21 protein-coding genes are annotated in these 25,467 nt (G+C 58.7%); all 21 read left to right on the top strand.

Annotated elements, in window-relative coordinates; genetic code table 11:
- Nucleotides 1-19: 19 nt before the first annotated feature.
- The 21 genes from tssB to PUP35_RS12690 all read left to right on the top strand — a co-directional run bounded on the left by tssB (nt 20) and on the right by PUP35_RS12690 (nt 25,467).
- Nucleotides 20-544, top strand: coding sequence for a type VI secretion system contractile sheath small subunit (gene tssB / locus PUP35_RS12790; protein WP_008502644.1), 525 nt, complete (start codon nt 20-22; stop codon nt 542-544).
- A 3-nt stretch (nt 545-547) separates the two neighbouring features.
- A complete protein-coding gene (gene tssC / locus PUP35_RS12785) occupies nt 548-2,047 on the top strand; it encodes a type VI secretion system contractile sheath large subunit (protein ID WP_014884232.1) in 1,500 nt (499 codons plus the stop codon).
- Between the two features lie 360 nt (nt 2,048-2,407).
- A complete protein-coding gene (locus tag PUP35_RS12780) occupies nt 2,408-2,890 on the top strand; it encodes an Hcp family type VI secretion system effector (RefSeq protein WP_008502640.1) in 483 nt (160 codons plus the stop codon).
- Nucleotides 2,891-2,957: 67 nt separating this feature from the next.
- Nucleotides 2,958-3,365 (top strand): putative T6SS immunity periplasmic lipoprotein, encoded by a 408-nt coding sequence (locus PUP35_RS12775; RefSeq protein WP_115875523.1) that lies wholly within the window; start codon nt 2,958-2,960, stop codon nt 3,363-3,365.
- 80 nt (nt 3,366-3,445) lie between these two features.
- Nucleotides 3,446-3,937 carry a type VI secretion system amidase effector protein Tae4 gene (locus PUP35_RS12770; RefSeq protein ID WP_274239961.1) on the top strand — a complete coding sequence of 164 codons (492 nt, stop codon included), beginning with the start codon at nt 3,446-3,448 and terminating at the stop codon, nt 3,935-3,937.
- Nucleotides 3,934-4,287, top strand: coding sequence for a T6SS amidase immunity protein Tai4 family protein (locus PUP35_RS12765; protein WP_045908268.1), 354 nt, complete (start codon nt 3,934-3,936; stop codon nt 4,285-4,287). Before PUP35_RS12770 ends, PUP35_RS12765 begins: the two co-directional genes overlap by 4 nt.
- A gap of 86 nt (nt 4,288-4,373) precedes the next feature.
- Nucleotides 4,374-6,137: a type VI secretion system-associated FHA domain protein TagH gene (tagH, locus tag PUP35_RS12760; protein ID WP_274239937.1), complete on the top strand. Its 1,764-nt coding sequence runs from the start codon at nt 4,374-4,376 to the stop codon at nt 6,135-6,137.
- On the top strand, nt 6,134-6,931 hold the full coding sequence (locus PUP35_RS12755; RefSeq protein ID WP_014884226.1) for a PP2C family protein-serine/threonine phosphatase: 798 nt from the start codon (nt 6,134-6,136) through the stop codon (nt 6,929-6,931). The genes tagH and PUP35_RS12755 overlap by 4 nt, the downstream gene beginning before the upstream one ends.
- Nucleotides 6,932-6,947: 16 nt before the next feature.
- Nucleotides 6,948-7,946, top strand: a complete 999-nt coding sequence (locus PUP35_RS12750) for a hypothetical protein (protein WP_274239933.1) — start codon at nt 6,948-6,950, stop codon at nt 7,944-7,946.
- Nucleotides 7,947-7,955: 9 nt separating this feature from the next.
- The gene (locus PUP35_RS12745; protein WP_111964761.1) at nt 7,956-8,768 is read left to right on the top strand and encodes a type VI secretion system accessory protein TagJ; all 813 of its coding nucleotides are present in this window, start codon (nt 7,956-7,958) and stop codon (nt 8,766-8,768) included.
- Nucleotides 8,761-9,324, top strand: coding sequence for a type VI secretion system baseplate subunit TssE (gene tssE, locus PUP35_RS12740; protein WP_274239929.1), 564 nt, complete (start codon nt 8,761-8,763; stop codon nt 9,322-9,324). The genes PUP35_RS12745 and tssE overlap by 8 nt, the downstream gene beginning before the upstream one ends.
- Nucleotides 9,325-9,326: 2 nt before the next feature.
- Nucleotides 9,327-11,198 carry a type VI secretion system baseplate subunit TssF gene (gene tssF, locus PUP35_RS12735; RefSeq protein WP_274239926.1) on the top strand — a complete coding sequence of 624 codons (1,872 nt, stop codon included), beginning with the start codon at nt 9,327-9,329 and terminating at the stop codon, nt 11,196-11,198.
- Nucleotides 11,195-12,238, top strand: a complete 1,044-nt coding sequence (gene tssG / locus PUP35_RS12730; protein ID WP_274239924.1) for a type VI secretion system baseplate subunit TssG — start codon at nt 11,195-11,197, stop codon at nt 12,236-12,238. Before tssF ends, tssG begins: the two co-directional genes overlap by 4 nt.
- 38 nt (nt 12,239-12,276) lie before the next feature.
- A complete protein-coding gene (gene tssH, locus PUP35_RS12725) occupies nt 12,277-14,892 on the top strand; it encodes a type VI secretion system ATPase TssH (protein WP_115875512.1) in 2,616 nt (871 codons plus the stop codon).
- Between the two features lie 24 nt (nt 14,893-14,916).
- Nucleotides 14,917-16,335: a serine/threonine protein kinase gene (locus tag PUP35_RS12720; protein WP_274239922.1), complete on the top strand. Its 1,419-nt coding sequence runs from the start codon at nt 14,917-14,919 to the stop codon at nt 16,333-16,335.
- Nucleotides 16,336-16,400: 65 nt separating this feature from the next.
- Nucleotides 16,401-18,323, top strand: coding sequence for a type VI secretion system Vgr family protein (locus tag PUP35_RS12715; RefSeq protein ID WP_274239921.1), 1,923 nt, complete (start codon nt 16,401-16,403; stop codon nt 18,321-18,323).
- On the top strand, nt 18,316-18,813 hold the full coding sequence (locus PUP35_RS12710) for a hypothetical protein (RefSeq protein ID WP_232057348.1): 498 nt from the start codon (nt 18,316-18,318) through the stop codon (nt 18,811-18,813). The genes PUP35_RS12715 and PUP35_RS12710 overlap by 8 nt, the downstream gene beginning before the upstream one ends.
- Before the next feature lie 75 nt (nt 18,814-18,888).
- On the top strand, nt 18,889-19,443 hold the full coding sequence (locus tag PUP35_RS12705) for a hypothetical protein (RefSeq protein ID WP_274239918.1): 555 nt from the start codon (nt 18,889-18,891) through the stop codon (nt 19,441-19,443).
- A gap of 3 nt (nt 19,444-19,446) precedes the next feature.
- Nucleotides 19,447-20,523 (top strand): hypothetical protein, encoded by a 1,077-nt coding sequence (locus PUP35_RS12700; protein ID WP_274239917.1) that lies wholly within the window; start codon nt 19,447-19,449, stop codon nt 20,521-20,523.
- Between the two features lie 75 nt (nt 20,524-20,598).
- The gene (locus PUP35_RS12695; protein ID WP_111964743.1) at nt 20,599-21,039 is read left to right on the top strand and encodes a DcrB-related protein; all 441 of its coding nucleotides are present in this window, start codon (nt 20,599-20,601) and stop codon (nt 21,037-21,039) included.
- A gap of 3 nt (nt 21,040-21,042) precedes the next feature.
- The gene (locus PUP35_RS12690) at nt 21,043-25,467 is read left to right on the top strand and encodes an RHS repeat-associated core domain-containing protein (RefSeq protein ID WP_274239914.1); all 4,425 of its coding nucleotides are present in this window, start codon (nt 21,043-21,045) and stop codon (nt 25,465-25,467) included.

Here is a 25,467-nt window from a genome sequence, read left to right as displayed (position 1 = left end):
ATCTTTGATGGAGAACATCATGGCAATGAGTAACAGTGGGCAGAAATTCATCGCACGTAACCGTGCCCCCCGCGTGCAGATCGAGTACGACGTAGAGATCTACGGTGCAGAACGTAAGATTCAGCTGCCGTTTGTGATGGGCGTCATGGCCGATCTGGTCGGTAAACCGGTTGAAAACCTGCCGGCCGTCGACGAGCGTAAATTCCTCGAAATCGACATCGATAACTTTGACGAACGCATGAAGGCGCTTAAGCCGCGCGTGGCGTTCCAGGTGGATAACACCCTGACCGGCGAAGGTAAGCTCAACGTAGATCTGACCTTCGACAGCATGGACGACTTCCTGCCGGATGCGGTGGCCCGCAAGGTTGAGCCGCTGAACAAGCTGCTGGAAGCGCGTACCCAGCTTTCCAACCTGCTGACCTATATGGACGGCAAAAACGGTGCGGAAGAGCTGATCGCTAAAATTCTGCAGGATCCGACGCTGCTCAAATCCCTGAGCCAGTTGCCGAAAAATGACGAAAGCGCGAAAGGTAGCGAGGAATAATCGATGAGCAACCAGACTCAACAACACGAGCAGCAGGCGGGTCAGGCGTTCAGCCAGGATGAATTCAGCGCGCTGCTGAACAAAGAGTTCCGCCCGAAAACCGACCAGGCGCGTTCCGCCGTAGAAAGCGCGGTCAAAACCCTGGCGCAGCAGGCGCTGGAAAATACCGTCACCTTCTCGAACGACACCTACCGTACCATTCAGAACCTGATCGCCGGTATCGACGAGCAGCTGTCGCAGCAGGTAAACCAGATCATTCACCACGAAGAGTTTCAGAAGCTGGAGAGCGCCTGGCGCGGTCTGAGCTATCTGGTGAACAACACTGAAACTGACGAGATGCTGAAGATCCGCTTTATGAGCATCTCCAAGCAGGAGCTGGGCCGTACCCTGAAGCGCTTCAAGGGCGTGGGCTGGGACCAGAGCCCGATCTTCAAAAAAATCTACGAGCAGGAGTACGGTCAGTTCGGCGGCGAGCCGTTTGGCTGCATCGTCGGCGACTACTACTTCGACCACAGCCCGCAGGACGTTGAGCTGCTGGGGGAAATGGCGCGCATCGGCTCTGCGGCGCACTGTCCGTTTATCACCGGCACCGCACCGGGCGTGATGCAGATGGAGTCCTGGCAGGAGCTGGCCAACCCGCGCGACCTGACCAAGATCTTCCAGAACACTGAATACGCCGCCTGGCGTTCGCTGCGTGAATCCGAAGATGCCCGCTATCTGGGGCTGGTGATGCCGCGCTTCCTGTCGCGTCTGCCGTACGGCATTCGCACCAACCCGGTGGACAGCTTTGACTTTGAAGAGCAGACCGACGGCGCGAACCACAACAGCTACTCCTGGGCGAACGCCGCGTACGCGATGGCCGCCAACATCAACCGTTCCTTCAAAGAGTACGGCTGGTGCACCTCGATTCGCGGCGTGGAGTCCGGCGGGGCGGTGGAAAATCTGCCGTGCCACACCTTCCCGAGCGATGACGGCGGCGTGGACATGAAATGCCCGACCGAGATCGCCATCAGCGATCGTCGTGAAGCTGAGCTTGCGAAAAACGGCTTTATGCCGCTGGTTCACCGCAAAAACTCCGACTTTGCCGCCTTCATCGGCGCGCAGTCCCTGCAGAAACCGGCGGAGTACCACGACCCGGATGCCACCGCCAACGCGCGCCTGGCCTCTCGTCTGCCGTACCTGTTCGCCTGCTGCCGCTTTGCCCACTACCTGAAGTGCATTGTCCGCGACAAAATCGGCTCCTTCCGCGAGCGCGAAGAGATGGAGCGCTGGCTGAACGACTGGGTGATGAACTACGTCGACGGTGACCCGGCTAACTCCTCCCAGGAGACCAAGTCCCGTAAACCGCTGGCGGCTGCGGAAGTGCAGGTGCAGGAGATTGAGGACAACCCGGGATACTACGCCGCGAAGTTCTTCCTGCGCCCACACTACCAGCTGGAAGGTCTGACCGTTTCTCTGCGTCTGGTATCTAAACTGCCGTCGCTGAAGACGAAAGACGCGTAAGAGCAACATGCGTTTTGTGAGTTTCGCCCGGCGGCGCCACGCTTGCACGGGCCTACGATGAAACGTGCAACCCATTGATATTTTTTCTCAATGTAGGCCGGGTAAGCACAGCGCCACCCGGCAAGAAAGACGGCTAAGTTGTTAATGCCGTCCTTAACAAGTTCCAGAATAACGCACGGTAATAATGACTTCACATTCGTTCCGTTATTGCGGGGGAATGTAAGACTGTCAAATGACACGGGTCATTTGATATGAGGCAGAGGTAAAATATGGACGGTTTTATTCAGCCCCATGCTTTCCTGTTTGCCATATAAGTGCTTTTTCGAAAGCAATATTGTTCATCCACGAAGAGTAGATATTATGGCTATTGATATGTTTCTGAAGGTCGAGGGTGTTACGGGCGAATCTAAAGATTCTAACCACACCGGCTGGACTGATATTACCTCCTTCTCCTGGGGTGCTTCCCAGCCAGGTAATATGAGCGTTGGCGGTGGCGGCGGTGCCGGTAAAGTTAACTTTAACGACCTGCACGTTAACGCGCTGATCGACAAATCCACCACCGCTATCCTGAAACACTGCGCCAGCGGTAAACACCTGACCAAAGTTGAGCTGTCCGTCTGTAAAGCCGGCGGCCAGCAGGTGGAATACTCCCGCATCACGCTGGAAGATGTGCTGGTCACCTCTGTTCAGTACACCGGTGCAGACAACGGCGATACCGTTGGTGTGACCTATGCGTTCCAGGCTGCGAAAGTGAAACAGCAGTACTGGGAGCAGACCACGTCTGGTGGTAAGGGTGCTGAAAGCAGCGCTGGCTGGAACATCAAAGAAAACAAAGAAGCGTAATTGCGTATGTGGCCGGGGAGTTTTCCCCGGTCATTATCAACCTCAAGAGCCCTCAGGATTGGCGGGCATGATTATGCAAAAGTTATTCGGTGTGTTTGCAGTCACGTTGATGGTCAACGCCTGTTTGTCTCATCCAGGACAATATCAGTCGCTTTCGGTTACGCTGAAAAATAATGAACCCTGCTTTGCTATCCCTGCTAATTCCGGGTTAGACGCGCCTATCACCAGCCATTCGCCCACCATAATGATACGCGCGGGAAATGAATGGAAAGCGATATCGCCGCCGTCAACGTTTAGCCCCGAGGTGACGTTAACGACCCAGCAGTGTCACCAGTGGAAGGGGATTGCGTGGCAAGCCGGAGAATATGATGTTGCCTTGAAAGTGTCAGAAAAAAACGATTCTATTCGCTATGCGGCCCGTTTCACCTTACAAGAAGGTCCTTCAGGCCAGTTTAAGCTTACGCAGACTGAATAGAATGTTTTAACCCCAAACGTCGCCGTTCTCGCCCCGAGAGCGACAGCCCCATCCTGAGCTTCTTATCAAGGAGAAACAAGATGTCTCAAATGCGTCCTGCTTTTGGTGCCGCCTGGAACAGATTCAGAGAAGTGAACATAAGCGTAGAACAGGTTGGCAAATTGTTGGGTGGAAAAGTTCAGCATAATATCGACGCCGGTATTTTTAAAAATGCCTGCCCAATTCGTATGAGCTACGTTTTAAATTACTGTGGCATTCCGATTCCTTCTAACAGTAAATATGGGACAGTGACCGGAAACGACAAAAAGCGCTATATGTTCCGCGTTAAAGATATGATTGCATTTCTACCCACGGTACTGGGCAATGCCGATATGTCTGTCTCTTCTCCCACTCCTGCGCAATTTGCAGGCAAACAGGGCATTATCATCTTCACCGGGCACGGCTGGAGCGACGCTACCGGGCATGTCACACTCTGGAATGGAAATATTTGCTCTGATGATTGCCATTTTCTGGGCTCACCGGGTAATGGTTCATTTATTCCGACCAACGCAACATTCTGGAGCCTGAAATGAAACGTTTATTACTGTTGATCCTGGCTATAAATGCCCCTGCTGTTTATGCCCAAACCCTGCCTGATGTTAGCGCTTTTTCTCAGCAACAAATCTTTGAAAACTGGGTGCAAAATCGATGCATCAGTAAGATTGCGGACAGTAAAAGTCTCAAAGATGATGCAGAGGCCAGTGCAGCCGCATGGCTGGAAGCAAGCAATCTCCCTGCTGAGAATTTTGAAAAAGCTGACAAGGTGATTGTTTCTTTACTGAAAGAGAAAGTAGGCGGTACCGAACCGGGTCAATATCAGGTTTTAAAGTGCAGCTTAATCGCCAACAGCGACGCGATTCGTCCGCTCAAAACCGCAAAATAGAAGCAATGGAATCGCCCCCAAACGCCGCCGTTCTCGCCCCGAGAGCGGCAGCGTTTGAGCGCTAATCATACCAGCAGGAATACGCCATGCGATTCACGATTATTTCTACAAAACCCGGTCATCAGCCGCCGCAAAGCAGCTGTGATTTTTACGCCCCGGGCGGCACCATTGGGCGCGGTACGGATAACAATCTGGTGTTGCCGGACAATGACCGCACCATCTCTCGTCTGCAGGCCATTGTTCACGTTGACGCCCAGGGCGAATGCCGCGTGACCAACCGTGGCAGCGTCACCCGCGTGGTATTAAATGACATTCCGCTGGAGCGAGGGCGTCAGGTTGAGCTGCAGGATGGCGACATTCTCGGTATTGATGACTACCGTATCGAAGTCACCGAACTGATCCACGATACGCAGCCCGTGAGCCGTATGGCCGCCAGCATGCATCAGCAGGCGCGTCCGGCAGCCGCGTCCGCGCCCGCTCCGCAACCGAAGCCGGCGAGCACCGCACCGCGCGGGAAGGCCGAGCCGACCGCCGTGCCAACGGAGATCTGGGATAGCCTGATGCAGGAGTTTTCCATCTCCGACAGCATCTCCAGCAACCGTACAAAACTGCAGCCTGCTGCATCGCACGATCCGTTCTCCCAGCCTGCAGCCCCGGAGCGTAACGCCGAAGATCCGCTGGCGATGTTCAACGACAGCGATCCAAAACTTGAGCGTAAGAACGTTGACCCGGACACGCTGTTCAGCGACGAAGCGTTGTTCAAGAAAGAGAGTATTTTTGACGACGTCACCCCGTCAACGCTGGTGCCGCCGGGAGAGACGAGCCCCGCTAAGCCAGAAGACGAGGCGACGGATGAGCTCGATCCGCTGGCCCTGTTTGGCGGCAAGGCCAGCGCGCCAGCCGCGCGTAATGACGACCCGCTCGGGCTGATGGGCGGCGCGCCGTTAACCCATCCGGATGACATAGTCGACGAAAAGCCTGCGCCAGTGCCGGAGCCTGAGCAGGAAGAGGACGTGCTGGCCGATTCTCCGCTGTTCGCCCCTGAGCCGCAGGAAGAACCGCGCGCTGAAGAAGAGCCCGCGCGACCGGATTACGCAGGCTTCACCATGCCTACGCCGCAGGCCGTTGCGCGCAGCAGTGCCCAGGCCCCTAAGGGCCGTCTGCGCATCGACCCGGTCAATAACGCCGCCTCGCCAGCCGCCACGGCAAACAGCGGTGAGAAGGGCGAAGTGCTGCAGGGCGAGCTTCTGGAGGCGCTGCTGGAAGGCATGGGGCTGAGCGAAATGCAGCCCGTTCCGCAGTTTGACCGTGAAAATATGCGTCAGCTGGGACAGATCCTCGGTATGTTCTCTCAGGGGACCGTGGCGCTGCTCTCCTCGCGCTCTATCCTCAAGCGCGGCGTAAAAGCCGATATGACCATGGTGCTGGACGATGCCAACAACCCGTTCAAGCTGTTGCCGACCGGCAAAACCGTGCTGATCCAGATGTTCGGCACCCCGATGCCGGGCTTTATGCCGCCGACCAAATCCGTGCGCGACGCGCTGATCGATCTGCAGGCGCACCAGCTGGGTATGATCTCCGGCATCCGCGCCATCATTGCCGCGATGCTGCAGTCCTTTAACCCGGAGCAGCTGGAAGAGCAGGCGAAGCAGAACGGCATGACCTCACGTCTGGCGCTGCCGGGCAGCCGCAAAGCCGCCCTGTGGGACTATTTTGTTCGCAGCTATGGCGAGACGGCGGGCGAGATTGAGGATGACTTCCACACCCTGTTCGGCGAGGCCTTCCTTCATGCGTACGACATGGAGGTGAATCAGTACAAAGACTCACAGAGCGGATCGGAAGACAAATGAATATCGCAACGGCTTCTCTCTCCCGCCAGGGGACGCGCGCCAGCAACCAGGATCAGACGGGAGAAACCATAGGGGAACGTTCAGCCTGCTTTGTCGTCTGCGACGGCATCGCGGGCCTGCCGGGCGGTGAGGTAGCTGCAGAGCTGGCACGCAACAGCATTATCTCACGCTTCGATGGCGACAAACATCTTAATGCGCAGCACATCCGCGACTACGTGCAGACGGCGAACCGCACCATCCTCAGCGAGCAGCAGGCCGTTCAGGACTATCGCCGGATGGGCACGACGCTGGTCAGTCTGTTCATTGACCGTGATTACGGCCTGGCCTACTGGGCGCATGCCGGAGACAGCCGCCTGTACCTGTTCCGCCGGGGATGGCTGTGGCATGTGACCACCGACCACAGCCTGGTGCAGCAGATGAAAGATGCCGGACACCAGACCGACAACCTGAACAGCAACCTGCTCTATCTGGCGCTCGGGATTGAAAACGGCGGGCCGGAAGCGAGCTACAGCGACGTGGTGCAGGTTGAAGACGGCGATGCATTCTTACTCTGCACCGACGGGTTCTGGCACGGCGTCAGCGAAGAGCAAATGAAGCAGTCGCTGCATATGGTCAATACGCCGCAGGAGTGGCTGACCTTAATGAACCAAATCATTCAAAAGAATGGTGAACAGGAAGGGAATGCTCAGGATAACTATACTGCCCTGGCGGTATGGATGGGCAACCCTCAGGACACCACTTTGCTGCACACCCTCTCTGACGCAGCACAATTTCTTCCCTGCGGAACTGATTAGACACACAAGGAACGATATGAAACTTTGGCTATCGGGTTTGGCACTTCTGGCGGTCACCTCCACCGCGCAGGCTGAGAATTTCCGCATCGTGCAGTCTCCTGCACAGAAGCTGGATATCTGGATCGACAACATTAAAGACAACACGCCGCAAAGCTGGTGTAAGCCTGAGGTGGCGCTGCGCATTGTGGCGAACGGCAAGAAAGACGTCTCCGTGCTGGAGAACTTTGTGCCGCGTCTTGGCTCACTGCTGGAGCACCAGTGCAGCAAAGTGAATAAACTCAGCTGGACGCTCAACGATCCGGCGGGTACCACGCTGGCGCAGGGTACCGCAGGCAAAGCGCAGGACTGGGCGCTGGTGGTGAAACAGGAGCAGGCCACGCCTGCCGCAACCGTCACAGCTGCCACAGCCAGCGGCACGTTAATGCCGCCAGATCAAAATGTGGCTTCCCGCACCGTTGCCGCCGACCGTACGCCGTGGCAGGAGTTTACGCTTCAGGACGGCTGCCACCTGCGCACCTTCTGGGAAGGGGGCGCCTCTGCTCCGGCGCTCTTTATTCCGGATTCTGACACCACCCGCTGCGGCAACGGCAGCTGGCTGAGCGGACACACCGTAGTTTCGCAGTCCCGCAACGGCGGACAGAAAGAGATGGCGGTGACGTACATCCACGGTTTCCCGGTGACCGGACTAAATCAAAGCGCCGACCCGGAAAACGCGCTGATCACCTCCGTCAACAAAGAGCGCATGGTATTCAGCACCCGAAACAGCGACCAGAGCTGGATGATCCTGCCTTACGATAACAGCCTGAACAGCTGGAAGAGCAACGGCACCGTAGCGGTGGAGATTTCCCGTGAAATCGCCAGCGATGACGCAAAACTGCAGGCGCGCATCGCGGCGGTGAAAAAAACGTGGAGCGCCTGGGTCGCGCCGGGTACTCCGCTGAATATCGTTCTGATTGACACCCTGCGTCCTCAGCTGCGCGATCCGGCCGTCGGCGCATGGCGCGCGGCGAATTAAGGAATGGCTATGAATACGCTTTATCAACACCTGGCGGGCGAGTCGCTCAACGATGCGCTGGCGCGTCTGGAAGCTGAAATCAAAGCTCGTCCGGCGGATGCCGACCTTCGCGCTGCGTTTGTGCAGTTTTTAACCCTCAGCGGCAACTGGACGCGGGCTCTTACCCAGCTGAAAAGCTGGCTGGCGCTGAAGCCTCAGGCGAAACCTACCGTCACGCTGCTGGAGCAGTCCATTCAGGGCGAGCTGCAGCGCGCGCAGGTAATGGCGGGACAGGCGCGACCGGCCATGCCTGAAACCCAGTGGCCGTGGCTGACTACCCTTGCCGCGGCGCTGAGCGAGGACGGCGAGCGCGCGCATGCGCTGCGTCTTGAAGCCCTCGAACAGGCGCAGGCCACTGCGGGTCACATCACCCTCGAAAACGAGGAGACGCAGGCTTTTGACTGGCTGATGGACGGCGATGCCCGTCTCGGCCCGGTCTGCGAAACCATAGTGAACGGCCGCTATTTCTGGCTGCCGTTTAACGCTATCGCGGAGATCCGTTTCCAGGCGCCTGCCAGCGTCACCGATCTGGTCTGGCGTCACGCGCTTGTGCGCTTGACCGACGGTACGGAGCAGGTGTGTCAGATCCCGGCGCGTTATCCTTTTGCTGCCGATGCCGCTGATGCGGTCAAATTAGGCCGCACCACCGAATGGCAGGCGCTCGACGAAGACGGTACCCTTTACGAAGGCAGGGGCCAGAAAGCCTGGCTGAGCGAGCAAAGCGAAAGCCCGCTGCTGTCCTTGAGCCTCGTGACGTTTGCGACGGATGGAGCCGATGAGTAATCCCGCTGGCGAAGGCGATCTGCTGCGCAGCGGCTGGCAAGCCCGCAGCAAGCAGGAGAAGGTGGGGGCGCGCGACAAAATGCAGCCCTCGCTGCTCGATCGCCTCACCGATGACGACCCGGAAAAAAAGCGCGAGTCGGCCAACAGCAATCTGATCACCCACGCCGCCCTGCGTCGCAATGTGCTGCGGGATCTGCAGTGGCTGTTTAATACCATCAACCACGATGCCTCCGGCGATTTGAGCGCGTTACCGCACGTGAGCCGCTCGGTGGTTAACTTCGGCGTCGCGCCGCTGGCCGGGAAAAGAATGTCGGACATCGAATGGCACGACATTCAGCGCAAGCTCACCGAGGCCATCATTAATTTTGAACCACGCATTTTGCCGCAGGGGCTGCAGGTCCGCTGCGTGTCGGATACCTCCTCGCTGGATCTGCACAACGTGCTCTCCATCGAGATCAAAGGGCGTTTATGGTGCGTGCCGTACCCGCTGGAGTTTCTGTTTCGTACCGATGTCGATCTGGAAAACGGCCATTTTGAACTGAAGGATGCGGGGTAATCATGGAAAGTAAACTGCTCGAATATTACAACCGCGAGCTGGCCTATCTGCGCGAAATGGGGGCCGAGTTTGCCGAACGCTACCCAAAAGTCGCCGGACGGCTGGGCATGCGCGGCATCGAAGTGGCGGACCCGTATACCGAACGTCTGATGGAGGGCTTCGCCTTCCTGACTTCCCGCGTGCAGATGAAAATGGACGCGGAGTTTCCGCGCTTCTCCCAGCGTCTGCTGGAGATGATCGCGCCTAACTATCTCGCGCCCACGCCGTCGATGGCGATTGCGGAGATTGAGCCCGACAGCAGCCGGGGCGACCTGAGCAAAGGCTTTATTGTCCCGCGTGGCACCATGATGGACAGCCTGGCGCTGAAAAAAACCGGCGTGACCTGCAGCTATACCACGGCGCACGAGGTCAATCTGCTGCCGCTGAAAATCGACAAGGTCGAACTGGGCGGCGTCCCCGCCGATCTGCCGCTGGCGCAGCTGGGACTGAGCCAGCGGGGGATCGGCAGCGCCCTGCGGATCCGCATTGCCTGCGACGGCCCGCAAAACCTCGGGCACCTGGATTTCGACCGCCTGGAATTTTTCCTCGGCGGTCCGGATATTGAAGCGCTGAAGCTGCTGGAGCTGGTGATGGAGCACCACGCCGGGATCGTCTGTCAGACGGTCAGCCCGCAGCCGCAGCGGCAGCTGCTGGCGTCAGATGCGCTGCGCCAGGAGGGCTTTGAGCCTGAACAGGCGCTGCTGCCGGACGATCTGCGCAACTTTGACGGCTATCGCCTGCTTCAGGAGTACTTTGCGTTTCCGGCCCGCTTCCGCTTCATCAGCCTGAGCGGTCTGAGCACGCTGATCCAGCGCTGTGAAGGCGAAAAAGCCTTCGACATCTTCATTCTGCTGGATAAGTCGGATGAACAGCTGGAGCGCGTGGTCGATGCCAGCCATCTGGCGCTGCACTGTACGCCGGTCATCAACCTGTTTCCAAAGGTCGCGGCGCGTCAGAAGCTGAATGACGGTCAGCATGAATACCATCTGGTGGTCGATAACATTCGTCCGCTGGATTATGAAATTTACGCGGTCAAAAAAATTTATGGCAGCGCGGACGGTCAGCGTGATGACCAGACGTTTCGTCCGTTCTGGAGCACCTGGAGCGGCGATGCGGGCAACTACGGGGCCTATTTTTCGCTGCGACGCGAGCAGCGCGTGCTGTCCGAGCACGCCCTGCGCTACGGCACCCGTACCGGCTATATCGGCTCGGAGGTGTTTGTTTCACTGGTGGATGAACAGCATGCCCCCTGGCAGGAGAACCTGCGCTATATCTCTGCCGAGGTGCTCTGCACCAGCCGCGACCTGCCGCTAATGCTGCAGCAGGAGCTAGGGCAGTTCATTGTGGCGGACTCCATGCCGGTGAAATCCCTCACCCTGCGTAAAGGGCCGACGCCGCCGCGTCCGGCGCTGGCGGAAGGGTTCAGCACCTGGCGGCTTATCAGCCAGCTGCAGATGAACTACCTCAGCCTGATGGACAGCGAAAACGAAGAGGGGGCGGCCGCGCTGCGCCAGCTGTTAGGGCTTTATGCCAACCTGGCCGAAACGCCCGTTGCGCGTCAGGTGGAGGGCGTTCGCCACTGCGTGCTGGAGCCGGTTCACCGCCGCGTGCCTGAACCCGGCCCGGTCGTGTTCGCCCGCGGGATCGGCATTACCCTGACGGTGGATGAGCGAGCCTTTTCCGGGGCCAGTCCGTGGCTCTTCGGCAGCGTGATGGAGCGCCTCTTTGCCCGTCTGGTCTCTATCAACAGCTTTACGGAGTTCACCCTGAAAAGTCAGCAGCGCGGCGAGATTGGCTACTGGGCGCCGCGCATGGGTAAAAGGGCGCTGATATGAGTGACGCTGCCACTGCACCGCTGCGCGTGCATCGCCTGACCAGGCTGCCGGACGCGTTCTGGCAGGGCGTCCGTGAGACGCCCTGGCGCTACGATCTGTTTCAGCTGTTAAGGCGCATTGATGCCCAGGGCGGCGAGCGCTACCCGCTGGGACGCGCGCCGCTGCCGAAATTTGAACCGCTGCGCATCGGCCAGCAGCCGTCGATGAGCTTTGCGCCGTCGACGCTGGCCCACGTACGTCAGCGGGAAGAGAGCGGGCTGCACGAGGTGTCTATCCTCAGCTTCGGCCTGTTTGGCCCGAACGGCCCGCTCCCGGTCCATATGACCGAGTACGCCCGCGAGCGTATTTATCATCATCAGGACACCAGCCTCAGCGCGTTTGCCGATCTGTTCCATCACCGTCTTGCGCTGCTGTTTTACCGCGCCTGGGCGGATGCGCAGCCTACCGTCTCCCTGGATCGTGCTGATAACAAGCGCTTTGAGGGCTATCTGGCGTCGCTGATTGGCATGGGCCAGCCGGGGCAGATGAACAAAGGCAGCCTGAGCTCGCACGCGCGCTTTACCCACGCCGGGCACCTGACCCGCCACGGGCGGGATCCCGAGGGGCTGGAGAAGATCCTGCGCAGCTATTTTAAAGCGCCGGTTAAGCTGGTGAGCAACGTGCCGCAGTGGATGCCCCTCTCCACGCGCGAGCAGGCGCAGCTGGGAGCAGGACGCCGCATGCCGCGCATGGGTGAATCGGCCTTTCTCGGCGTCGCCGTCCGCGACGTGCAGCATAAGTTTCGCATCGAGATTGGCCCGCTGAGCGCGGAGGAGTACAACCGCTTTTTGCCGGGTGAAGCGTGGGTGACCGAGCTGCGCGACTGGGTGCGTCAGTACGCCGGGGTGGAGTTTGCATGGGAAACGCGGGTGATCCTGCGTGAAGACGCGGTGCAGGGCACCACGCTCGGCAGCAATGGGCGATTAGGCTATAACACCTGGCTGGGCATTCAGCCGCAGCCTGTCCCGCGTGGCGATCTGGTGTATCGCGCAGAGCGGTAATCCTTCCGTATACCGAATCATTGTTAATGGAAACTAACATGTCAGAAATTAGCCGTGCCGTGCTTTTCGGCAAACTGGATACGCTGTTATTTACCTCTCTGGAAAGCGCCACTGCGTTCTGCAAGCTGCGCGGTAACCCGTACGTTGAGCTGGTGCACTGGCTGCATCAGCTGATGCAGCAGCAGGATGGCGATCTGCAGCAGGTCATCCGCCACTTTGCCCTTGATGAACAGCAGCTGACGCGCGATATCGTGGCCGCGCTGGATGTCCTTCCGCGTGGCGCCAGTTCAGTTTCCGATCTCTCCGAGCATATCGACAGCGCCGTGGAGCGCGCCTGGGTCTTCGGCTCGCTGAAGTTTGGCGTCAGCCGCATTCGCGGCGGCCATTTGCTGATCGGCATGCTGAAAACCTGGAACCTGGCCAACGTGCTGAAAAGCATTTCGGCGCAGTTTACCCGCCTTAACGTCGAGGTGCTGATTGAGCAGTTCGATACCATCTGCGCCAACAGCAAAGAGACGCAGCAGGCTGCTGCCGCCGTCGACGCACCGGCGGGTGCGGTACCGGCTGCACAGGGGACGCTAGCCCAGTACGGCCAGGACCTGACCGCCCGCGCCCGGGAAGGGAAGATTGACCCTGTTGTCGGGCGCGATGAGGAGATCCGCCAGATGGTGGATATCCTGATGCGTCGCCGTCAGAACAACCCGCTGCTGACCGGGGAAGCAGGGGTCGGCAAAACCGCCGTTGTTGAAGGGCTGGCGCTGCGCATCGCCGACGGCGACGTCCCGGAGCCGCTGCAAAATATTCAGCTGTGGCTGCTGGATATCGGCATGCTGCAGGCGGGCGCAGGCATGAAAGGCGAGTTTGAAGCCCGTCTGCAGGCGCTCATTAACGAAGTCCAGTCCAGCGCCACGCCGATTATTCTGTTTATCGATGAGATCCACACCCTGATTGGCGCAGGCGGCCAGCAGGGGACCGGCGATGCGGCGAACCTGCTGAAGCCAGCCCTGGCGCGCGGTCAGCTGCGCACCATCGGGGCCACTACCTGGGCAGAATATAAAAAGTACATTGAGAAAGACCCGGCGCTGACCCGTCGTTTCCAGACGGTGCAGGTGCACGAGCCGGATGAAGCGAAAGCTATTCTGATGCTGCGCAGCACCGTGTCGCCGCTGGAGACGCACCATCAGGTCCTGCTGCTCGACGAGGCGGTCAGCGCGGCGGTGAAGCTGTCGCATCGCTACATTCCGGCGCGTCAGCTGCCGGACAAAGCCGTTGCGCTGCTCGACACCGCCTGCGCCCGCGTCGCGGTCAGCCAGAGCGCGCCACCTGCGCAGCTCGAAGACTGCCTGCGCCACCTTGCCGCGCTGGACGTGGAAATTGAGATTGCTGAACGCGAAGCGCGCGTGGGGGCCGGTGACGCCGAGCGCGTGACGACGTTACGCGCAGAACGCGACGCGTATGAAACAAAACGCGAAGCCCTGGCCCTGCGCTGGGAAGAAGAACGCAGCCTGGTGCAGGAAATTATTCGCCTGCGCGCGGCGCTGTTCGCGGCGGGTGATGAAGATAGCGCCGATCTGCGCAGCCAGCTGGCGGAGCAGCAGCAGGCGCTGAACGCCCTTCAGGGCGATGAACCGCTGCTGTTTGCGGCTGTAGATGAAAACGTGGTCGCCGCGGTGGTCTCCGACTGGACCGGGATCCCGCTGGGCCGGATGGTGAAAAACGAGATCGACGCGGTGCTTAACCTGGCAGACACGCTCAACCAGCGCGTTATCGGCCAGCGTCACGGTCTGGATCTCATTGCCCGCCGCGTGAAAACCTCGCGGGCGAAGCTGGACGATCCCAACAAGCCGGTGGGAGTTTTTATGCTCTGCGGACCGTCCGGGGTCGGTAAAACTGAAACCGCGCTTGCGCTCGCCGAATCCCTTTACGGCGGCGAGCAGAACGTCATCACCATCAACATGAGTGAGTTCCAGGAAGCGCACACCGTTTCCACCTTAAAAGGTGCGCCTCCGGGGTACGTAGGGTATGGTGAAGGCGGCGTGTTGACCGAGGCCGTGCGCCGCCGTCCTTACAGCGTGGTGCTGCTGGACGAAATTGAAAAAGCGCACCCGGACGTCCACGAGATCTTTTTCCAGGTGTTTGATAAAGGCTGGATGGAGGACGGCGAGGGACGCCACATCGATTTCCGCAATACCATTATTATTCTGACGTCCAACGTCGGCACCGAGCTGATTAGCGCCATGTGCGCCGATCCGGACCTGATGCCGGAGCCTGAGGCGTTAAGCGGCGCGCTGCGCCAGCCGCTGCTGGAGGTCTTCCCTCCGGCGCTGCTGGGCCGCCTGCTGGTAGTGCCTTACTACCCGCTCAGCGACGAGATGCTGGGGCAGATTGTTCGCCTGCAGCTCAAGCGCATTCAGCGTCGTCTGGAAGAGAATCACAGCATAATTTCTGAGTTTGACGACAGCGTGGTGGAACAGATCGTTCAGCGCTGTACCGAGGTGGAGTCCGGGGGACGCATGGTGGACGCTATTCTGACCAACACTCTGCTGCCTCAGATGAGCCAGATCTTACTTACCGCCAGCCGCAGCGACGAGCAGTACCGACGTCTGCACGTCACCTGCGAGCAGGGCGAGTTTCACTGTCAGTTTGCCGCGTAATAATCATCAAGAGAACTGTAAAAGATGACGGATAATGATAACAATCGGACTGTCCCAAACGCGCTCCCGGTCGGGTACCGCTTCAACGAGTTTGAAATCAAAGAGGTGATCGGCGGCGGGGGTTTTGGCATCGTCTATCGCGCGTGGGATCACCAGCTCGAACGCACTATCGCTATCAAAGAATTTATGCCTTCCTCGCTCGCCGTGCGCGGCGACGACATGACCCTGGTGCTGCGCAGCGAGCGTTTTGGCAAAGCGTTTTCCGCAGGCCTGAACAGCTTCATTCAGGAAGCCCGTCTGCTGGCGCGCTTTAACCACCCGAACCTGCTGCACGTCCTGCGCTTCTGGGTGCAAAACGACACGGCCTACATGGGGACGCTGTTTTACAGCGGCACCACGCTTTCGCGCCTGCGCGAACAAAAGCCGGAGCTGATTAACGAAGCCTGGATCCGCCGCACGCTGCCGATGCTGTTTGGCGCGATCAAGACTATCCACAACGAAGGCTACCTGCACCGCGACATCTCTCTGGATAACATTCAGATCCAGGATAACGGCCTGCCGGTGCTGCTTGATTTCGGCTCCGCGCGCCGCACCATCGGTAATCTCTCCGACGAAACGGAAACCATGCTGCGCCCGGGCTTTGCGCCGATTGAACAGTACACCGACGACAACGAAAGCGAGCAGGGCCCGTGGACGGACATTTACGCCCTTGGCGCGGTGCTGCGTACGCTGATTGTGGGTTCTCCGCCGCCGGTCAGCGTGGTGCGCTCTATTCAGGATACCTGCAAACCGCTGGTGGAAATCATGCCGCAGGGCTATTCCATTCCGCTGCTGCAGGCCATCGACCGTGCGCTGGCGCTGCACATGGAGGATCGTCCGCAGTCAATCGACGAGTTCGCCGCGCTGATAGAGATGCCGGTCGCCGGGATCAACGACGTGCTGACGGCGAAAAAGCCCGGCACGATGCTGGTTCCGGTTGAAGACGAGAAACCAGCTTCGCTGCTCGACTGGCGCCGCTACAAGATCCCGGGCATGGTTGCCGCAGGCGTGCTGGTAGGGGTTATCGCCGGGGCGATGCTGTTCAGCGGCGGTAACGATGCCCCTGAGCAGGCTGCACAGACACCGGGCGAGACGCGTCCAACCGAAACCGTCGCAAACGCGCCAGACGTGAAGCCGGAAACGGCGAAGGTGAGCGAGCAGGCGACGGCACAGCAGACGCCACCGCCTGTCGAGAGCCCGATTGCGTTGGTCTATATCCGCATCCTCGATGGCGAAACGCTGAAAGTGAACGGCGAGCAAAAAGCGCTCCGTCCAGCGACCAACGGTTATGCGTCGCTCAAGCTGCCGGCCGGAGAGGCGAAGATTGAACTGCAGGGCAACGGAAGAACGCGTGGCCAGACGCTGGATATCACCAGGCCGGGCACCTGGCTGGTGAATCCGTAGAATTACGCTCAGTCACAGATGCGAACCTCTTTTCTGAATCGCATAAGCTAGATGGAATAAAGATTATGCTCAACCGAATTACCGTTCAGCTCCCGGTGGAGGGGCTTCTGTTCTGGAAACTGACGGGCCGCGAGGCGATGTCCGAGTCGTTCGCGCTGACGCTGACCGTGCTCGGCACGGACGCGCGCATCGACCGCAGCAAGCTGCTGGGCCAGCCGGTCACGGTGACCATCCCGACGCAGAACCTGCTGACGTCCCGCTATGTTAACGGCAAAATTACCCGCGTGGCGGTCAGCGCCGTTGAGCTGACGGGCACCCGCTATGCGGTGTACCAGCTGACGGTGGAGCCGGACCTGTGGCCGATGAAGCGCGACCGTAACCTGCGTATTTTCCAGGGCCAGACGGTGCCGCAGATTGTGAAAACCCTGCTGGGTGAGCATCAGGTCAACGTTGAGGATAAACTCACCGGCAGCTACCGGGTGTGGGACTACTGCGTGCAGTATCAGGAGTCGAGCCTGGACTTCATCAGCCGCCTGATGGAGCTGGAGGGGATTGCCTATCACTTCCGCCATGAGGCGGACAAACACTCCCTGGTGCTGACCGATGCCGCCACGCAGCATCAGCCGTTCAGCGGCTATGAGGTCATTCCTTACCACCAGACGCCGTCAGGCGGCAGTACGGATGAAGAGGGCATCAGCCAGTGGGCGCTGGAGGACAGCGTGACGCCGGGGATTTACAGCCTCGACGACTATGACTTCCGCAAGCCGAACGCGTGGCTGTTTCAGGCCCAGCAGAACCCGGCATCGCCGACGCCGGGCAGCATCGACGTGTACGACTGGCCGGGGCGCTTTGTGGACAAAGGGCACGGGGAGTTCTATGCCCGTATCCGTCAGGAGCGCTGGCAGGTGGAGCATCAGCAGATTCAGGCCACCGCCACGGCGGCGGGGATTGCGCCAGGGCACACCTTCACGTTAACCAACGCGCCGTTCTTCAGCGACAACGGTGAGTATCTGGTCACGGCGGCGGGTTACCACCTCGAAGAGAACCGCTACGCCAGCGGCGAGGGGGAGACCATTCACCGTACCGATTTCACGGTCATCCCGTCGGCGGTGGTGTACCGTCCGGCGCAGACCACGGCGTGGCCGCGCACCTACGGTCCGCAGACCGCGAAAGTGGTGGGGCCAAAGGGCGAGAGTATCTGGACGGACAAATACGGCCGCGTGAAGGTGAAGTTCCACTGGGACCGCCTGGCGAAGGGCGATGACACCAGCTCCTGCTGGGTGCGCGTGTCGAGCGCGTGGGCAGGCCAGGGCTACGGTGGGGTACAAATCCCGCGCGTCGGCGACGAGGTGGTGGTGGACTTCATCAACGGCGATCCGGACCGTCCGATTATTACCGGGCGCGTGTACAACGACGCTAGCATGCCGCCGTGGGCGCTGCCGGCTGCGGCGACGCAGATGGGCTTTATGAGCCGCACGAAAGACGGTTCCGTCGACAATGCCAACGCCCTGCGCTTTGAGGATAAAGCGGGCGCAGAGCAGGTGTGGATCCAGGCCGAGCGCAACATGGACACCAGCGTTAAAAACGATGAAACGCACAGCGTCGGCGGGGCGCGCAGCCATTACGTGAAGAAAAATGAACTGCACCGCGTGGAAGCGAACCAAACCCAGGCCGTGAAAGGTGGAACCGAGATCCTGACGGGGAAAGGCAAGCTGGATGCGGCGGTGGAGCAGTACGTCATTGCTTCCGGGACGAAGCTGCGGCTGGTCTCCGGTGAGAGTGCCATTGAGCTGAATGCTAACGGCAAGATTAACCTGATCGGTAAAGAATTTAACTTCTTCGTGGAAGGGGATGGGTATATCACCACTGGCGGTAAGCTGCATCTGAATACCTCTGGTACAAAACCGGGCACCACGGCACCGGGATCGGGGCATAAAGGGGATATTGATGCGGCGGTGCAGGCGAAATTTACGGCCAAAGATGAGTAAAGCAGGTGCGGTGCTTATCGCGTTACTAACGACGGGAATGGCTGGAGGAGATGCACAGAAAAAGGATCTTTGGATGTTTATTTCCGGGATGAGTGCATCGCTTAAGACGTTATCCGTTACAACCCTTAGTAACGCGCCGTTATCGTTTAAGATGACCAGGCAAAATGAATATATCAATTTCTACAATGCCGACGATATCAAACTCGCTGATGGAACGAACATAACCGCAATTGGGTTACGTTTAAGCAAACAAAACGACGGCATGGCGCCTTTACTGAATTTTTCACCTTCCTCAGGTCAATGCATAACGCTTGATACCGTTAAAAAGCGCTATCCGCAGCTGAGGTTAACTGATTATCCGCGCGGCCGTTCGGAGAACGAAGTGACCAGCTATACAGCCCGAAAAGATATGAATGGACAAAAAGTGAGCTTCAGCTTCACCGTGAAAAATCCTCACTGTCTGGGGTCAGTCGTCATTAGCGCCGACTAAGAAATACTGCACTCATGTCCTGACGGTTTCTTCAGGGTGATAATGGCCATACACATTTAATAAATGACGATTAACGTGAAAAAACATACGCCAATATTTCTTTGTTCGGTCCTGATGTTTAGCTGTCCTGGCAGCAATGTGGTTTTCGCTCAAGGTAAGCCATCCATTCTGACTAAACAGGATTTTTCAGTACAGATCAAAGACCTGCCTGTCGCCTTGGGCGACAGATGGACGCCTGATATTGCCCGTAAAATTGGCGTGCCGGTGGAAGGCAGTTTTACCGGTGAGGTTCCTTTTGATGGAGTCCAATATAAATTCTTCCAGCATCAAAGAGCTGGGTTAGAAATATTCAGTTCCAATCTCTGGTGGGATAAAGCTGAACGAAGCGTTGATGATTATATCGTGTCGCAGATTACGCTGACTGCCGTAGAATTCGCAACGCCGCGCGGTGTCCATGTGGGTTCAACGAGAAAGGAACTGAACAGCGCATACGGTACCGGTCAGGTCGAAAATGATGCCGGGGAGCAGTGGATTACCTACGAATTGGATAAAGAATTGCTCTCTTTTGAGATAAAAGGTGGCAACGTTATAAAAATAACGATGAATTACAACAATGATTCTCAAGAATAATTTATGACCAAAAAATATCTGGCAGTCGCATTGTTCACGGCTTTATGGACAGGCGTCGTTGAAACGTCATCGGCACTTGAATTATCGCAATACAATAAGCTCGATACGGTAGGTCGCATCCTTAACGACAGTGAAGTGACAGACAATCTCAGGACGCTGCTGGGAAATCATTACCAGACCTTTATTGATAACTTTGACGTCTTCGGCGAACCCCATACCACCACAGGTGGAGGATTGTTTGTTGAGGGCTGGCTAAAGGATCTCTACCAGGAGAATGCCTCAGCGCTGGTTATCAATCCTGGCGGCAAAATCTTCGCGGCCTGGGTGGTTCCGGAGTCGGACGTAATCCATTACCAATCCTCTGATAATAGCCCGGGTATTAATGCTGATATCCAGCAATGGGCCGCCAGGTTCAATACGATGCAGTTTGCAACGAACAGCCAGTCGAGACCTGCGTTTGACGGGGTTTGGGCAGGCGGAGCTGGCGACGACTCGACGTTAACCCTGCGGTTAGCTGAATCAGGCAACCGCATCACCGGGTCTTATTGCTATATATCCCGGAGAGGCAACCGCATAGATTGCCCGAAAAATGATGAGCGTAATCTTAGCGGTACCATCGCTGGCAATCGTGCCAGCGTAGCGTTTAACTCATCGTTTGGCGGCGCAGGCGGACGGGCTGTTCTGGAAATAAAGTGGAGTGAAATGGAATGGCGTCTGGTAACGCCTCCTCAAAAAGGAAATGATTATGCTCCACAGCGCTATACGTTACGTAAAGCCGCTTCGGTTCATCACGCTGAAACCAGAAAACTGGATACCGAAAAGTTCGCTATTTCTTTGATAAACAGGTGCGGTCATTTTGAGAGCGAATGTGACGAGATGGTCTATCTCGGCGTGCGAAAAAGCGATAACAGTACGATCTCCTTAAAGGGAAAAACGTTACGCGACTCCGCAGGTAAAATAATCGGCTCAACGTACAAGAATGGCGAGGTCGCTTATACCGTGACGTACGCCCCCGTGAATCTGGTTGTCAGCAAAGGCAACCATATTTTAGTCGAGCAGTCAGGCCAGTGGCTTAAATAACTATACAGCCAGCCAAAAGGCCAGCATGGATTGGCCTTCTTGTTTCTCTCAATATCAATCATCCCGAGTTCACTTATGAAATACACCCTCCAGGAAGGTTCGTTTTCCCTTTTTCCTGCTGCCTGGCAGGATAACAGCATGAACATTATTCGCGATGACGAAAGCGGGCTGTCCGTGGTGGTCAGCCGCGGCGTGATCCCCGATGGCAGCGACTATGAACAAGAGTTTCACCGCCAGTGGGATGTACTGCGACCTCAGATGGGTGAGATCGCCCAGAGCGAATTTAGGAACGTAAAGGCCGGGCCTGACGGCAACATTAACGGGCTGGAAGTTGAGACCACCTTTGACCGTAACGGGCAGCGCCTGTGGCAAAAACAGCTGGCCGTTCAGACGCCGGGCAAACCGGTATTGATGATTTTTACCCTCTCGGCACTCAGAGCCTTTACCGAAGAGGACGAGGTGCGCTGGAGCGCGCTTAAGCAGAGTCTGACGCTAAACGACAACCGGAATGTGTAAGGCATGAGCGATAACAACGCGGCCCGCAAGGGCGACGAGATTATTCACTCCAGCATTTTTGCTGACATCACCAGCATTGTGGCGGAAGGTGCCGCCTATGCGGTGATCGGCGCGGCGGTAGGCGCAGCAGCAACCGTAGCGGCGCCATTGCTGGGGGCCGGGGCAGCAGCTGCAGGCGTGGCAGCAATTGGATCCAGCTGTCTGTTAAGCGGCATCATTGGCGGCGTGCTGGCGAACGTCGCGGGGATCACCGACGATATCAGCAACGCCGCTGAGGGGTTAGGTAATGCGCTTTTCCCGCCGTCGCCTGCGGGTAAAATCACGACCGGTTCCAGTAACGTTCTCACCAACGCAATCCCCGCCGCACGCGCGGCAGGCACGCTGACGCCCGCAGATACTCCTTCACCTGAGCCGCAGTCGCCGGGCAGCTTTGCCGATTACGCGGGCATGCTGCTTTCTGCCGCCGGACAGTTTGGCAGCGAAATGTGGCAGCCGAGCGTGGCCTCTGCCGCTGCCGGAACCTCGCCGCTGGAAGAAGACAAGGTGGCATGCGAAAAGCACTCCGGGCCGCAGTATCTGGCGGAAGGCTCTAAAAGCGTCTTCATCAACGGGCAGCCCGCGGTGCGTGCGAAAGATCGCACCACCTGCGAAGGTACCGTGTCCGACGATGTTTCCCCGAACGTAATCATCGGCGGGGATACGCTCACGGTTCGCGATATCAAAAGCGGTAAAACGCCGGGTCTGGCGCTGGGGATGATTGCGCTCTCCCTGCTGCGCGGGCGTCCGGGCAAGATCCTGAAAAACATGCCCTGCGCGCTGGCGGCGGCCGGCGGCGGGATGCTGGCCGATATGGCGGTCAACGCCGTGTTCGGCTCCTCGCACCCGGTTCACGCCGCTACCGGCGTGAAGGTGCTGAATGACGACGACGAGCTCGATTTCTCGCTGCCGGGGCGCTTTCCGCTTCGCTGGCAGCGCAGCTACAACAGCCTGACCACCCGCGAAGGGCTGTTTGGTCTGGGCTGGGCAACCACTTTTGACAGCTACCTGGCGCTGGAAGAAGACAACGCGACCTGGTTCGACGAAACCGGGCGCGAGCTGAGCTTCGAGCTGCCGCCGGTCGACCGGGCATTTTACAGCATCAGCGAAGGCATTATTATCCGCCGCAACGAGAGCGGCGACGTGGCGATTGCCGACGATGACGGCGCGGTGTGGCGTCTGTATAAACCAACCCGGGCGAACCCCTCCATCCTGCGTCTGGCCTCCCTCAGCGACGAATACGGCAACGCGCTGCTGACGGAGTGGGACGAGCACGGCAGGCTGACTGGTATTCACGACGAGCCGCGGGCAATCGACGTCACCCTGCGCTATGACGATGAACGTTTCCCGCAGCGCGTGACCGCAGCCAGCCATTTCGACGGCAACCAGACTTGGCCGCTGATGCAGTGGGGCTACGACGCGCGCGGCCAGCTGGCGAGCGCGACGGATGCCTCAGGCGTGGTGACGCGTGAATACCGCTACAACGACCACGGCCTGATGGTCTGGCACCGGATGCCGGGCGGTCTGGAGAGCGAATACCGGTGGCAAAAATTCGACCACTGGCGCGTGGTGGAAAACCGTACCAGCACCGGCGACGGGTGCCGCTTTAGCTACGATTTAGCCGCCGGGCTGACGACCGTCGAGCACTACGATGGTCAGACGCGCCGTCACTACTGGAACGCGCAGAATCTTATTGTCCGCTACGTTGACGAGCGCGGTGAAAACTGGCGCTACGAGTGGGACGAAAACGAGCTTCTCACGCGTCGCATCGATCCGCTCGGCAACGCCGTCACCTTTGTCTACGACGAGATGGGCAACCGGGTGCAGGAGACCGATGCCGACGGCAACACCCGCACCACCACCTGGCTGGAGCACCGCGCGCTTCCTGCGGCCATTATTGAAGCCGACGGCAGCGCCACCCGGTTCTGGTACGACGAACATCACGGGCTCAAGCGCGTAGTAGACCCGATGGGGCAGACGACGCAGCTGCGCCGGGACGAGTTCGGTCAGGTCGTTGAAGAGGTCGATGCCGCTGGCAACAGCCGTTACCAGGAGTACAACGAGGCCGGGCAGGTTGTCCGTTCGACGGACTGTTCCGGGCGTATTACCCGCTATCGCTATCATCCGCTGGGCTGGCTGGTGGCTGAGACTGGCGCCGACGGTGAAGAGACGCGCTACCGCTACGACGCCGCAGGGCGTCCGGTGCAGCTCGATCGCCCGGAAGGCTGGATGGAATCGCTCAAATGGAACGAACGTGGCCTGCCGGTGAAGCATGCGGGCGCCGACGGGAAAGAGAGCGAGTTCAGATACGACGAGGCGGGGCGCTTAACCGCCACCCGTAATACGCAGGGTGAAGAAGTGCGACGCCGCTGGGACAGCCGCGGGCGTCTGATTGCCCTGGAAAACGAGAACGGCGAAGCGTATCAGTTCCGCTGGGGGCCAGACTCGCTGCTGCTGGAAGAGGTGGGGCTCGATGGCGTGGCCTCGCAGTATCGCTATGATGCCTGCGGGCGCACGATTGCGCGCACCTTTGCTGCCGGTCATCCGGAGGCCATCACCCACGTCTTCGCCTGGAGCGCGAGCGGCCAGCTGGTCGCCCGCACCACGCCGGAGGGGCAGACCCGCTACCATTACACGCCGTCCGGGCTATTAAGCCGGATTGGGCTGCATCCTGCACTTTCAGCCGATGCGTGGACCACCGAGGCAGAGCAGGAGCTTGCCTTTGTGTATGACGCGCTCGGTCGCGTGACGCGCGAAGCGGGCGAGCACGGCGAGCTGGCGTGGGAGTATGACGCGCTGGGCAACCGCACCTCCGTCACGCTGCCCGATGGCCGCGAGCTGAAGCAGTTCTACTACGGCAGCGGGCATCTGCTCAGCATTGCGCTCAATAAGCTGCCGGTCTCTGATTTTACCCGCGACGAACTCCACCGGGAGACCAGCCGCACCCAGGGGCTGCTGACCACCCGCAGCGAATACGATCGTCTTGGCCGACTGCATCGCCGGGACGTCTTTACCGGCAATGCCCAGCGTCCGTCGCCGCGCCGCTGGTCCCGCCGCTGGGATTACGACTACCGCAATAACCTGGTGCGCGAAGAGCGGGACGATAACCCGTTCAGCTGGTACCGCTGGCAGTACGACAGCGCCGGGCGCCTGCTCGTTCAGGACGGCACGCTGCCCGGACAGGAGCAGTGGCGCTGGGATGCAGCCGGTAACCCGCTGGAAGGGTCTGCTGAGAAGGTCACGCACAACCGCCTGACGCAGCTGAACGGCATTCGCTGGCGTTATGATATCCACGGCCGCACCGTGGAAAAAGATAACGGCCAGACCCGCTGGTACTACCGCTACGACGGTGAACATCGCCTGACGGAAGTCATCAGCCAGCCGCGGGATCGCAACAAGCCGCAGACGCAGGTCAGCTTCCGCTACGATCCGCTCGGGCGACGCATCAGCAAAACGCGCCGCCAGATGCTGGGCGGACAGCCAACCGGCAAGCCGGTCACCACCCGGTTTGTCTGGGAAGGGTTCCGTCTGCTGCAGGAGGTGCACGGGGATGTGCCGCTGACCTACGTCTACAGCGATCAGGACAGCTACGATCCGCTGGCGCGTATTGATGGCGTTAATGCTCCGGAGATCTTCTGGTTCCACTGCCAGCCGAACGGCACGCCGGAGCGGATGACGGATATCGAAGGGCAGGTGCGCTGGGAAGGGGTGAACAGCGCCTGGGGCAAGCTGCTGCGGGAAAGCGAGTCGCAGGTATCAGGATATTCTCAGAACCTGCGCATGCAGGGGCAATACCTGGACCGTGAGACAGGGCTGCACTACAATCTGTTCCGGTATTACGACTCGGACTGCGGAAGGTTTACGCAGCAGGACCCGATAGGGCTGGCGGGGGGGATAAACCTTTACCAGTATGCGCCGAATGCGCTGGGGTGGGTGGATCCGTGGGGGTTAACTCCTGAAGATCTGATTCGCTACCGCCCACACGATTCTCTTTCTGCTCAAAACGGAGCTAGAAGCTCTGCTATCTCTAGGGCATGGGTACAAGAAAAAGCCTTATTGCAGGATGGTGGGGCTGGCACCAGGAATTGGACAGCGCAAGAGAGAGATTTAATATTGAAGACTCCGAACAAGAGTCTTACCTCCGTGATGTCACGGGCAGGCTATACTGGGCATCATATCAACTCGGTAGAAGGCAATGGTACACTTGGTTCTAAATGGCAAGGTGATCCGAGGAATATTGTTTTCTTGAAAAATCATAACCATCCCGACAAGTTCAATGAGCATGTCCATGGTGATCAAGGACATAGAGGGAATACTAAAAACTCGACGCGCGGGCGCTTAATTGATAGAGAAAGAACACTAAAATCCAGACAACGATGTAAGCAATTATAG

Source organism: Enterobacter sp. S-33 (assembly GCF_028735835.1).
Taxonomy (GTDB): Bacteria; Pseudomonadota; Gammaproteobacteria; order Enterobacterales; family Enterobacteriaceae; genus Enterobacter; species Enterobacter vonholyi.
The sequence above is the reverse complement of the archived record's forward strand: the minus strand, read 5'-3'. Positions and strand labels throughout refer to the sequence as shown.